This is a genomic window from Pseudoduganella sp. jia 12, assembly GCF_055502675.1.
The window spans coordinates 253,091-265,457 of the sequence record NZ_JBUXKP010000010.1 but is presented as its reverse complement, the minus strand read 5'-3'; the positions used below and the strand labels follow the sequence as shown (position 1 = coordinate 265,457).

General features: G+C 62.0%; 7 protein-coding genes and 4 tRNA genes. All 11 read right to left on the bottom strand.

Going from position 1 to position 12,367, the window contains the following annotated elements; translation table 11 throughout:
* Positions 1 to 508: 508 nt before the first annotated feature.
* The 11 genes from ACY65G_RS22225 to ACY65G_RS22175 all read right to left on the bottom strand — a co-directional run bounded on the left by ACY65G_RS22225 (position 509) and on the right by ACY65G_RS22175 (position 12,318).
* Positions 509 to 585: transfer RNA gene (locus ACY65G_RS22225), tRNA-Asp, on the bottom strand.
* Positions 586 to 644: 59 nt separating this feature from the next.
* A tRNA-Asp gene (locus ACY65G_RS22220) sits at positions 645 to 721 on the bottom strand.
* A 52-nt stretch (positions 722 to 773) separates the two neighbouring features.
* Positions 774 to 849 (bottom strand) — tRNA-Val (locus ACY65G_RS22215).
* A 52-nt stretch (positions 850 to 901) separates the two neighbouring features.
* The gene (locus ACY65G_RS22210; protein WP_107142294.1) at positions 902 to 1,174 is read right to left on the bottom strand and encodes an HU family DNA-binding protein; all 273 of its coding nucleotides are present in this window, start codon (positions 1,172 to 1,174) and stop codon (positions 902 to 904) included.
* 211 nt (positions 1,175 to 1,385) lie between these two features.
* A complete protein-coding gene (gene lon, locus ACY65G_RS22205) occupies positions 1,386 to 3,797 on the bottom strand; it encodes an endopeptidase La (RefSeq protein ID WP_464999465.1) in 2,412 nt (803 codons plus the stop codon).
* A 283-nt stretch (positions 3,798 to 4,080) separates the two neighbouring features.
* On the bottom strand, positions 4,081 to 5,349 hold the full coding sequence (clpX, locus tag ACY65G_RS22200) for an ATP-dependent Clp protease ATP-binding subunit ClpX (protein WP_130189323.1): 1,269 nt from the start codon (positions 5,347 to 5,349) through the stop codon (positions 4,081 to 4,083).
* Positions 5,350 to 5,668: 319 nt separating this feature from the next.
* On the bottom strand, positions 5,669 to 6,286 hold the full coding sequence (gene clpP / locus ACY65G_RS22195) for an ATP-dependent Clp endopeptidase proteolytic subunit ClpP (protein ID WP_371861255.1): 618 nt from the start codon (positions 6,284 to 6,286) through the stop codon (positions 5,669 to 5,671).
* A gap of 102 nt (positions 6,287 to 6,388) precedes the next feature.
* Positions 6,389 to 7,729, bottom strand: coding sequence for a trigger factor (gene tig / locus ACY65G_RS22190; protein WP_464999464.1), 1,341 nt, complete (start codon positions 7,727 to 7,729; stop codon positions 6,389 to 6,391).
* A 33-nt stretch (positions 7,730 to 7,762) separates the two neighbouring features.
* Positions 7,763 to 7,849, bottom strand: a tRNA-Leu gene (locus tag ACY65G_RS22185).
* A 267-nt stretch (positions 7,850 to 8,116) separates the two neighbouring features.
* A complete protein-coding gene (locus ACY65G_RS22180; RefSeq protein ID WP_464999463.1) occupies positions 8,117 to 11,218 on the bottom strand; it encodes an efflux RND transporter permease subunit in 3,102 nt (1,033 codons plus the stop codon).
* Positions 11,215 to 12,318: an efflux RND transporter periplasmic adaptor subunit gene (locus tag ACY65G_RS22175; protein ID WP_464999462.1), complete on the bottom strand. Its 1,104-nt coding sequence runs from the start codon at positions 12,316 to 12,318 to the stop codon at positions 11,215 to 11,217. Before ACY65G_RS22175 ends, ACY65G_RS22180 begins: the two co-directional genes overlap by 4 nt.
* Positions 12,319 to 12,367: the final 49 nt, after the last annotated feature.

Genomic DNA, 12,367 nt, shown 5'->3' with positions numbered 1-12,367 from the left:
TTTCGCTGCTCTCGCGATTATAGGGGCGGTGTTCCGATGTAGCAAGGTGAGCATTTGAATTTTCGGCAAGGTTGAGTGGGTGGCGCATGAAGCGGAGAGAGATGGATTGCCGCCGAGTGGGACGTGGTATGGCGAGCTGTGGGACGGAACGTGGGGGAGCGAGCGTGCGGGAGCGGAGCGCGGAGGAGCGTAGCGTGGCGGAGCGGAACGCACAGGAGCGAAGCGTGGCGGAGCGTGGCGAAGCGGAGCGTGGCGTGGCGTGGCGTGGCGTGGCGAAGCGTGGGTTCGCGCATGCCAAATTGGATGAGCGAGCAAGTAAGGCGGTCCGGCAGTGCCGGCGCTCCGCGAAACACCGCGTCGCGGACGGGGCTCGCCGACATCCTGCCGGCCGCGGAATCGCTGGTAGGCGATTCCCTTCGAGTCCCGCCGGGCTCCCCGCAGGGGGAGCCCTCCGCCTCGCCACGCGAATAATGAAAAAGCCCGCCAAGGCGGGCTTCTTTCATTATTCTGGCGGAGCGGACGGGACTCGAACCCGCGACCCCCGGCGTGACAGGCCGGTATTCTAACCAACTGAACTACCGCTCCCGGTAGTGTTTCCGCTGGCGGAAACGATTTACTGCATTTCGATGTTTGCGCACTGTAGCTGGCGGAGCGGACGGGGCTCGAACCCGCGACCCCCGGCGTGACAGGCCGGTATTCTAACCAACTGAACTACCGCTCCAGCAAATGCACCATACGATTTACATCTTTACTACAGCAACAGCTTCGACTTCTGGTGGGCGCTGAGAGGCTCGAACTCCCGACCTAATCCTTGTAAGGGATCCGCTCTACCAACTGAGCTAAGCGCCCGCTGCCGGGACCGCTGCGACCGGTGAACAGCTGGGCTGCTCACCGAAGGCAATTAGTTTACTGCATCTTTCAGCGCTTTACCAGCCTTAAATTTCGGTACTTTTGCGGCATCGATCGTGATCTCTTCCTTCGTGCGCGGGTTGCGGCCGGTACGGGCAGCGCGCTCGCTCACCATGAAGGTGCCGAAGCCGACCAGGGTAACGCTGTCGTTCTTGGCCAGAGTGGTGGTAACGCCATCGATCATCGCGTCCAGGGCACGCGCCGCGGCCGCCTTGGAGATATCGGCGGAAGTGGCGATATGGTCGATCAGTTCAGTCTTGTTCACAGCTTGTTCCCCGTCACAAAGGTTTAAATCATTTATACCGTTTATTTCGTTTTTTCGAACGAAACCGGCATTTTCAGGCAGAGAAAAATCTCAGGCCGTATTAAACAAGCCGGGCTTGCTCTGTGTCAAGGCGTCAATTTGTAAAAAACACCCTCTGAAACGCAAAACAGGCACCCTCGGGTGCCTGTTTTTCACGACGCGGTGTAAAACGTCAGTGCTTGACCACTTCCGTCTGGCCGTCGGCCTTCTGCGTGGCTGCCGCGACCGGCTCCACGGCAGGCACTTCGGCGAGCGGTTCCGGCTGGCGTTCCAGGGCGATTTCCAGCACCTTGTCGATCCAGCGCACCGGCACGATCTCGAGCTTGTTCTTGACGTTGTCCGGGATTTCGGCCAGGTCCTTCACGTTCTGCTCGGGGATCAGCACCGTCTTGATACCGCCGCGATGGGCCGCCAGCAGCTTTTCCTTCAGCCCGCCGATCGGCAATACCTCGCCGCGCAGCGTGATCTCGCCCGTCATCGCCACGTCGGCACGGACCGGGATACCGGTGAACACCGACACCATCGCCGTCGTCATCGCGATACCGGCGGACGGACCGTCCTTCGGCGTCGCACCTTCCGGCACGTGGATGTGGATATCCTGCTTCTCGAACACCTCCGGCTTGATGCCGAGGCGGAGCGCACGGCTCCTCACGACCGTGCGGGCCGCCTCGATCGATTCCTTCATCACGTCGCCCAGCGTGCCGGTACGGATCACACCGCCCTTGCCCGGCATGGTGACGGATTCGATCGTCAGCAGGTCGCCGCCCACCTCGGTCCATGCGAGGCCAACCACCTGGCCCACCTGGTTTTCCTTCTCGGCCACGCCGAAGTCGTAACGGCGCACGCCCAGGAATTTATCCAGGTTCTTCGGCGTGACGACCACCTTCTTCTCGGTCTTCTTCAGCAGCAGCATCTTGACGACCTTGCGGCAGATCTTCGAGACCTCGCGTTCCAGCGAGCGCACGCCCGCTTCACGGGTGTAGTAACGGATGACGTCGCGGATGGCCGCTTCGTTCACCGTGATCTCGCCTTCCTGCAGGCCGTTGTTCTTGATCTGCTTCGGCAGCAGGTAGCGCAGCGCGATGCTGGCTTTCTCGTCCTCGGTATAGCCCGACAGGCGGATCACTTCCATCCGGTCCAGCAGCGCCGGCGGGATATTGTACGAGTTCGACGTGGCCACGAACATCACGTCCGACAGGTCGAAGTCCACCTCGATGTAATGGTCCGAGAACGTGTGGTTCTGTTCCGGATCCAGCACCTCGAGCAGGGCCGACGACGGGTCGCCGCGGAAGTCCGCGCCCATCTTGTCGATCTCGTCGAGCAGGAACAGCGGATTGCGCACACCGACCTTGGACAGCGACTGCAGCACCTTGCCGGGCATCGAGCCGATGTAGGTACGGCGGTGGCCGCGGATCTCGGCTTCGTCGCGCACGCCGCCGAGTGCCATCCGCACGTACTTGCGGTTGGTGGCGCGGGCGATCGACTGGCCCAGAGAGGTTTTACCCACGCCCGGAGGACCGACGAAGCACAGGATCGGGGCTTTCAGCTTGTCGACGCGTTGCTGCACCGCGAGGTATTCCAGGATGCGTTCCTTGACCTTGTCGAGGCCGTAGTGGTCCGTATCCAGCACCTTCTCGGCATTGGACAGGTCGCCGTTGACCTTGGATTTCTTCTTCCACGGCAGGCCGACCAGCGTGTCGATGTAGTTGCGCACCACGGTCGCCTCGGCCGACATCGGCGACATCAGCTTCAGCTTCTTCAGTTCGGCGTTGGCCTTGTCCAGCGCCTCCTTCGGCATCTTGGCAGCCAGCACCTTCTTCTCGAGTTCGTCGAAATCGGCGCCCTCTTCGCCTTCGCCCAGCTCCTTCTGGATGGCCTTGACCTGTTCGTTCAGGTAGTACTCGCGCTGCGACTTTTCCATCTGGCGCTTGACGCGGCCGCGGATGCGCTTCTCGACCTGCAGGATATCGAGTTCGCCTTCCAGCTGGCCGAGCAGGTGCTCCAGGCGCTTGGCGACGTTGAAGATCTCGAGGATCACCTGCTTCTGTTCCAGCTTCAGCGGCAAGTGGGCAGCCACGGTATCGGCCAGGCGGCCGGCATCGTCGATGCCCGACAGCGAAGCAAGGATCTCGGGCGGAATTTTCTTGTTCAGTTTGACGTACTGGTCGAACTGCTGCACGATCGCGCGGCGCATCGCCTCGATCTCGGAATCGTCGCCGATTTCGGAATCGAGGGGCTGCAGCTCGGCCACGAAGTGCGTGGGCGTATCGGTAATCTTGCGGATGCGTGCGCGCTGCGCGCCTTCGACCAGCACCTTCACGGTGCCGTCGGGCAGCTTCAGCATTTGCAGGATATTGGCAACGCAGCCGATTTCATAAATATCGGTAGGGGAAGGTTCGTCCTTCGCGGCAGCCTTTTGTGCGGCAAGCATGATGCTCTTGCCTTGCTCCATTGCCGCTTCCAGGGCCTTGATCGATTTTGGACGCCCTACGAACAGGGGTATCACCATATGCGGGAAAACGACGACATCCCGTAAAGGCAACAACGGCAGTTGGGTCTGCTCAGTTAATTTGGAAGTTGTCATGGCGTACCTTATGTAAAAGCATGTTTATGATGTAGGCACTCGCAGCCGAATCACAAGACCCGCCGCCAGAATAATTCTTCTCAACACATTATCTTTGCTGAAAACATTGGCGGCGTTGCTCTAAAAGTCAGCAGCAGTAAATAAAAAAGCCACGCGCGACGAGCGCCGCGAGTGGCTTTCCGAGTGAAGCCTGCTTCTCTTATTGGTTTCGATTGTACTGCGTTGCTCTAAGGATGCAAAACGCTTTTTTTCGACCAGTGTGCGAGCCTTGAATCCTTGATAATCAATTTTCGCCGGACGCTTTTGGCGATTCCTGATAAATCAACAACGGCTTTGCTCCCTGGGTAATGGTGTTTTCATCGATAACCACTTTTGTAACATTCTGCTGATTCGGCAGGTCATACATAATGTCGAGCAGCGCATGTTCCAGGATCGAACGCAGGCCGCGGGCGCCGGTTTTGCGGGCCAGCGCCTTTCGCGCGATCGCATGCAACGCGGCCGGACGGATTTCCAGTTCCGCGCCTTCCATTTCCAGCAGCTTGCCGTACTGCTTGATCAGCGCGTTCTTCGGCTCGACCAGGATCTGGATCAGCGCTTCCTCGGTCAGCTCGGCCAGCGTGGCCACCACCGGCAAGCGGCCGACCAGTTCGGGGATCAGGCCGAACTTGATCAGGTCTTCCGGCTCCGCCTCGAGCAGGATATCGCTGTTGGAACGCTGTTCCTGGCTCTTCACGGTGGCCGAGAAGCCGATGCCGCTCTTCTCGGAACGGTTCGAGATGATCTTCGCCAGGCCGTCGAAGGCGCCGCCGCAAATGAACATGATGTTCGTGGTGTCGATCTGCACGAAATCCTGGTTCGGATGCTTGCGGCCGCCTTGCGGAGGCACGGAGGCCATCGTGCCTTCGATCAGCTTCAGCAGGGCCTGCTGCACGCCTTCGCCGGACACGTCGCGGGTGATCGACGGGTTGTCGGACTTGCGCGAGATCTTGTCGATCTCATCGATGTAGACGATGCCGCGCTGGGCCTTTTCCACATCGTAGTTGCAGCTCTGCAGCAGCTTCTGGATGATGTTCTCGACGTCTTCGCCCACGTAGCCGGCTTCGGTCAGCGTGGTGGCGTCGGCGATGACGAACGGCACGTTCAGCATGCGCGCCAGCGTTTGCGCCAGCAGCGTCTTGCCCGAACCGGTGGGGCCGACGAGCAGGATATTGCTCTTGGCCAGCTCGACGTCGTCTTTCTTGCCCAGGTGTTTCAGGCGCTTGTAGTGGTTGTATACGGCCACCGACAGGATGCGCTTGGCCGTTTGCTGGCCGATCACATACTGGTTCAGCAGCTCGGCGATCTCGTGGGGCGTCGGCAGGTCCGACTTGGCGCCCGTCACGGATTCGATACTGGACGTCTCGTCGCGGATGATGTCATTGCACAAATCAATGCACTCGTCGCAGATGAAGACGGAGGGCCCGGCGATCAGCTTCTTGACCTCGTGCTGGCTCTTGCCGCAGAAGGAGCAGTACAGAAGTTTTTCACCGCTGGAAGATTTTTTGTCGGACATGGGACGTTTTCTTTAGTTACAAGAATGGGTGCTGCACGAATTACTGACAGTGCCGCTGAATGAGCCGCTGAACAGCCGCAAGATGGAAACGCCGCCCGGACCATCATGAAGACATGGCATGGACATGACGCTCGATCACATGAGAATCAGACACAGCAAAATTCATCCACGGCATTCAGACATGGTGTGTGATGGGGCAAGAAGTCCTGCACACAACCACATGCTACCCGAAATAAAAATAAAACGCCCGGAACGGTGTGGCGTCCGGGCGTAATTTTCGCGTTTTGGCTCGCGCTAACCGCTACCCGCTTGGGCCAAATCAAGCGCGGGTCGTCAATACCTTGTCGATAAGGCCATACTCGGCAGCCTCGTCACCGGACATGAAGCGGTCGCGGTCGGTATCCTTGGCGATCTGGTCGATCGTCTGGCCCGTGCGCTCCGCCAGGATACTGTTCAGGCGATGACGCAGGTACAGGATTTCCTTGGCCTGGATTTCGATATCGGAAGCCTGGCCTTGCGAACCACCGGACGGCTGGTGAATCATGATGCGCGAATTCGGCAGCGAGAAACGCTTGCCCTTGGCGCCGGCGGCCAGCAGGAAAGCGCCCATCGAGGCGGCCATGCCCGTGCACAGGGTCGACACATCGGGCTTGATGAACTGCATCGTATCGAAAATGGCCAGGCCGGCCGACACGGAACCGCCGGGGGAATTGATGTACAGCGAAATATCCTTGTCAGGATTTTCACTTTCCAGGAACAGCAGCTGCGCCACGATCAGGTTGGCCATCTGGTCGTTGACCGGGCCGACCATGAAAATCACGCGCTCTTTCAGCAGGCGCGAGTAAATGTCATACGAGCGCTCGCCACGGCCGCTCTGTTCGATCACCATCGGCACCAGGCCGAGCATTTCCGTGTCCAGCGCCGGATTGCGGTTCATTCCGATCATTCCTTTTCCTTGTGAAACGCACCGGCCGGCCCAAGTCCGCAACATCACGTAACTTGCAGCCGGCCGGTGCCGGATGTTGTGCGACAGGAGTACTTAGCCCTGTGCCGCGCTTCCCATCAGTTCATCGAACGGCACTTCCTTCGCCGATGTCTTCGACAGGCCCAGGACGTAAGTAACGACGTTTTCTTCCAATACAAGGGCTTCCACTTCGGCCAGGCGGCGACGGTCGCTGTAGTAGTACTTCAGCACTTCGCGCGGATCTTCATAGCTCTGCGCGAAGTCTTCGATCTGGGCCTTCACCTGGTCCGGCGTGGCTTGCAGTTCGTTGTCGCCCACCAGCTTCGACAGGATCAGACCCAGGCGCACGCGGCGCTCGGCCTTGTCCTTGAACAGCTCCGGAGGGAATGGTACATCTTTTACGTTCATGCCGCGGGCAGCCATGTCCTGGCGGGTCATGTCGGCCAGGCGCTCGGTGTCCTGGTCGATCAGCGCCTGGGGTACGTCCAGCGTGGCGGTGTTCACCAGCGCGTCCATCACGGCTTCCTTGTTGCGCGCCTTGACGCGGCCGTTCACTTCGCGTTCCAGGTTGACCTTGATGTCATCGCGCATCTTGGCCAGGTCGCCGTCGGCAACGCCCAGCGATTTCGCGAACTCGGCATCCACTTCCGGCAGGTGCGCCCATTCCAGCTTCTTCAGCGTGATGGTGAACTCGGCGGTCTTGCCGGCCACGTCCTTGCCGTGATAATCCTCAGGGAAGGCCAGCGGGAAGGTCTTCGCCTCGCCCACTTTCAGGCCCACGGTCGCGGCTTCGAATTCCGGCAGCATGCGGCCTTCGCCCAGCACGAACACGTAGTCTTCGGCCTTGCCGCCGGCGAACTCTTCACCGTCGATCTTGCCAACGAAGTCCACGGTCACGCGGTCACCGTTGGCGGCCACGGCTTCGCCGCCGTCGCCGTGCTCGCCTGCCTCACCCTTGGTGTGGAAGTGCACGCGCTGCTTGCGCAGGATGTCGAGCGTCTTGTCGATCTCGACATCGGTCACGGACGATTTCACGGTCTCGATCTCGACCTGGGACAGGTCGCCGATTTCCACTTCCGGATACACCTCGAACGTGGCGTCGAACGCCAGCTGGCCTTCCGGCGAACCTTCTTTCGGTTCGATCTTCGGGAAACCGGCAACGCGCAGGTTGTTCTCGTTGGCGGCATCGTTGAACGCGCGGCCAACCTTGTCGTTCAGCACTTCGGTTTCGATCTGGTAGCCATACTGGGCCGCCACCATCTTCATCGGCACCTTGCCCGGGCGGAAGCCGGGAGCGCGCGCGGACTTGGCTTGCACCTTCAGGCGCTTTTCCACTTCGGAGCGGACGTCCGACAGCGGGAAGGAAATCGTGAGTCGGCGTTCGAGTTTGCCCAAGTTTTCGACAGCAGTTGCCATGTAAAGATCGTCCAAAAAATTTGTGAATACTGTTGGTGCGAGGAGGGGGACTCGAACCCCCACACCATTGCTGGCGTCAGGACCTAAACCTGGTGCGTCTACCAATTTCGCCATCCTCGCGCTATGGGAAACCTCGACCAGCGCCGCCGCGCATTACCTGCGGTACGGCGCCATTCGGGATCTCCAGCTTTCCCATTGCTACTTTGCGCAAAAGCAAAGGGCGACCATTAAGTGAAAACGGGTCGCCCTACCCTGAAAATCCCAGGGGCTTTCAACTTCAACACGGCATTTTACTGGTTTTTCCTAAAAATGGGGACGATTTTTGACCTTTAGCCAACTGATCAATTAATAAGCCGGCCCAATCGTCCATCCATCGTCCGCATATTGCTAGCGCACCGGCTTTTTAACGCGGAACCATGCCGCATACAGCGCCGGCAGGAACAGCAGCGTCAATGCCGTCGCCAGTACCAGCCCGCCCATGATCGCCACGGCCATCGGGCCCCAGAATACCGAACGCGACAGCGGAATCATCGCCAGTGCAGCGGCAGCGGCCGTCAGAAGGATCGGCCGGCAGCGCCGCACCGCCGATTCCACGATCGCATCCCACGGCGCCGCGCCGGCCTTGATGTCCTGCTCGATCTGGTCGACCAGGATCACCGAATTGCGGATGATCATGCCGAACAGGGCGATGATCCCCAGGTTCGCCACGAAGCCCAGCGGCCGGCCCAGCAACAGCAGCGCGAACGCCGCGCCGGCCACGCCCAGCGGCCCGGTCAGGAACACCAGCAGGGATCGCGAGAAGCTGTGGAGCTGCAGCATGAGCAGCGTGAAGATCAGGAACAGCGCCAGCGGCAGGTTCACGGCGATCGACTGCTCGGCCTCGCCGGAATCGGCAGCCGCGCCCTTCTCCTCGATCTTGTAGCCGGCCGGCAGGCGCGCGCGCAGGTCGGCCAGTTCGGGGTTGATCTGGCCGGACACGGTCGGCCCCTGGATGCCTTCGACGACGTCGGCCTGCACGGTGATCGCCCACTCGCGGCCCAGCCGCCACACCACGCCTGGCTCCCACACGAAGTCCACGCGGGCCAGCTGCGAGATCGGCACCGAACGGCCGCTCGCCGTCGGCACGTTGGTATTGTTCAGGATCTCGATCGTCTGCCGCTCCGCCAGCGGCTGGCGCACCTGGATGTCGATCAGCCGGATGCCCTCGCGGAACTGGCCGACCACCGTGCCGGACAGCACCGTGTTCGCAACCCGCATCACCGTCTGCGTCGTCACGCCCAGCGCGCGCATGCGATCCTGGTCGAGGTCGAGGCGCAGCACCTTCACCGCCTCGTTCCAGTTGTCGTTCACGCCCACGGCGTTCGGGTTGGCGCGCACGATCCCCTTCACCTGGTCGGCGATCGCGCGCACCTTGTCGACCTCGGTACCCGTCACGCGGAACTGCACCGGGTACGGCACCGGCGGCCCGTTCGGCAGCAGCTTCACGCGCCCGCGCACCTCGGGGAAATCATCATGGAAGACCTGCGTGATCTTCTTCTGCAGTGCAGCGCGCGCCTGCAGGTCCTTCGGCAGCACCACGATCTGCGACACGTTCGATTGCGGGAAGATCTGGTCCAGCGGCAGGTAGAATCGCGGGCTGCCGGTGCCCACGTAGCTCGTAACCGACACCACGCCCGGCTGCCTGCGGATGAAGTCCTCGAACTTCTTCACCTGGGCTTCGTTGGCGGCGAACGCCGTGCCTTCCGGCGACCACATCTCCACCATCAGCTCCGGCCGCGACGAATCCGGGAAGAACTGCTTCTCGATGAAATTGAAGCCGTAGACGCCGAGTGCGAAGATCGCAAGGGTGGCCACGATCGTCGTCTTGCGCCATTCCACGCACCAGGTCACCACGCGGCGGAAGCGCTGGAACCCCGGCGAGTCGAACACGTCGTGCCCATGCTCGCCCGGCGCGTGCGGCTGCACCTTCAGCAGCAGGTAGCCGATATAGGGCGTGAACACCACGGCCACCACCCATGACATGATCAGCGCGATCGCGTTGACGGAGAACAGCGAGAACGTGTACTCGCCCGCCGTCGACTGCGCCAGCCCGATCGGCACGAAGCCGGCCACGGTGATCAGCGTGCCGGTCAGCATCGGCATCGCCGTGGATGTATACGCGAACGTGGCCGCCTCGAGGCGCGACAGGCCCTCCTCCATCTTCCGCACCATCATCTCGACGGCGATGATCGCATCGTCGACCAGCAGGCCCAGCGCGATGATCAGCGCACCCAGCGAGATCTTGTGCAGGTCGATGTTCAGCATGCGCATGAACAGGAACGTCACGGCCAGCACGAGCGGAATGGTCAGCGCCACCACGAGGCCGGGGCGCACGTCCAGCCGCAACTTCGGTTTCGTGTGCAGGCCCAGCGCCAGGAAGCTCACGGCCAGCACGATCAGCACCGCCTCGATCAGCGTGTGCACGAATTCGCCGACGGAGGCGGTAACGGCCTGCGGCTGGTCGGACACGCGGGCCAGTTCGATGCCGACCGGCAGCTTGCCCTTCAGGCTCGAGACGGTTTCCTCCAGCGCCCTGCCCATCTCGATGATGTTGCCGCCCTTTTCCATCGAGACGCCCAGCCCGATCACTTCCTTGCCGTTGAAGCGCATCTTGTCGCGCGGCGGATCCTGGTAACCGCGCCGGATGGTGGCGAAGTCCCCGAGCCGGAACGTGGTGCCGTTGGCGCGCAGCTCCAGGTCTTCCAGGTCCTTCACGGTGGCCAGCGCGCCCGTCACGCGCACCTGCAGGTTGTCGGTCGGCGTCACCAGCGTGCCGGTCGCCTCGATCGTGTTCTGCGTGGCGATCTGGTTGACGATCTGCTCGAACGGAATGCCCAGCTGGGCAAACTTCTGGTGCGAGAATTCGATGTCGATCTTTTCATCCTGCACGCCGAACAGTTCGACCTTTGAAACCTTGCCTACGCGCAGCAGCTGCTGGCGCACGAAGTCGGCGTAGTCCTTCATCTCGGCATAAGTGAAACCATCGCCGGACAGCGCGAAGATCGAGCCATACGTGTCGCCGAATTCGTCGTTGAACGTGGGGCCGATCACGCCCTGCGGCAGCGTGCCGGCGATATCGCCCACCTTCTTGCGCACCTGGTACCAGGCGTTCCCAGTTTCCTTCGGCGGTGTCGATTCGCGCAGGCTCAGCATGATCAGCGTCTGGCCCGGCTTCGAATAGCTGCTGATCTCGTCGATATACGGCGTCTCCTGCAGCTTCTTTTCCAGCTTGTCGGTGACCTGGTTGGCCATCTGCAGCGCCGTGGCGCCCGGCCAGAAGGCCTGCACCACCATGATCCGGAACGTGAATGGCGGGTCCTCGTCCTGGCCCAGGTTCTTGTAGCTGAGCATGCCGCCGATCAACATCACGGCGATCAGGTAGCGGGTCAGCGGAATATGTTCGAGGGCCCACCGCGAGAGGTTGAAACCCCGGTCGATACCACTCATCATGCCCCCTTGGCGGCAGGCGCCGGCGGCGCCTTCGGAACATCGTCACCCAGGATGCGCACCTTCTGCCCCGGCTTGAGCAGGTGCACGCCCGCCGTCACCACCGTCTGGCCGGCCTTGACGCCGCTGCCCAGCACCAGGTCGTTGCCCTCGGCGGCCACCACCGTCACCGGCACGAGCCGCACGGCGCCCTGCTCGACGACCCAGACGGATGTCGCGTTGCGCTCATGGAACAGGGCCGACAGCGGCACCTTGATCTTCGGCTCGCCCTTCGAGGCGAACTGCACGACCGCCGTCATGCCAAGCTTGGCCTGCGTCAGCGTGGCGGGTAGCGCGACCTTGAACGCATACGTACGCGTCGCCGGATCGGCCACCGGCGACACTTCGCGGATCTTCGCCGGCACCACCCGGTCCGGCGCCGCCCACAGGCGCACGTGCACGTCCGATACCTGGCGCAGCGCGTCAACGCGGTCTTCCGGCACGCCGAACACCACCTCCTTCTCGTCGGTGCGGGCCACGGTCACGACCGGCGTGCCGGCCGCCACGACCTGCCCGGCTTCGGCCGCCACCTGCGTCACGACGCCATCGACGTCCGCCACCAGCGTCGCATACCCGGCCTGGTTGGACTGTTCGCGAAAGCCCGCACGGGCCGCATCCACCTGTGCCTCTGCCGCCCGCAACGCCGATTCCTTTTCGTCGAGCACCGCCTGCGCGACAAAGTTCTGGGCGCGCAGTTCGCGGTAGCGTTTCACGTCCGCCGCGGCCAGGTCGCGGGTCGTTTCCGTCGCCCGCAGCGAGGCCTGTGCCTGCGCCTGGCCGAGCCGCAGGTCCTGCGGATCGAGCTGCATCAGTGCCTGGCCCTTGCGCACCGTGGCGCCGACATCGACCTTGCGCGCCACGATCTTGCCGGGCACGCGGAACCCCAGCTGCGACTGGTAGCGGGCGCGCACCTCGCCGGAGAACTCGGCATTCACGTCGATGTCGGAACTTTGCAGCACGATCGCGCGCACCGGGCGCACGTCCTCCGTTTTTTCCGGCGGCTTCGAGCAGGCGGCCAGCAGCACGGCGGTAGCGGCAATCAGGTAGGGCTTCAGGGCTTGCACGGTGTTTTCCTTCTCTCCGGTTCGGCTGCAATTGCGGCGGGCACGCTAA

Excerpts from the sequence above, each read along its gene's own strand:
- lon (WP_464999465.1), bottom strand. The coding sequence starts at position 3,797 with ATGACAACTTCCAAATTAACTGAGCAGACCCAACTGCCGTTGTTGCCT.
- clpX (WP_130189323.1), bottom strand. The coding sequence starts at position 5,349 with ATGTCCGACAAAAAATCTTCCAGCGGTGAAAAACTTCTGTACTGCTCC.
- clpP (WP_371861255.1), bottom strand. The coding sequence starts at position 6,286 with ATGAACCGCAATCCGGCGCTGGACACGGAAATGCTCGGCCTGGTGCCG.
- tig (WP_464999464.1), bottom strand. The coding sequence starts at position 7,729 with ATGGCAACTGCTGTCGAAAACTTGGGCAAACTCGAACGCCGACTCACG.
- ACY65G_RS22180 (WP_464999463.1), bottom strand. The coding sequence starts at position 11,218 with ATGATGAGTGGTATCGACCGGGGTTTCAACCTCTCGCGGTGGGCCCTC.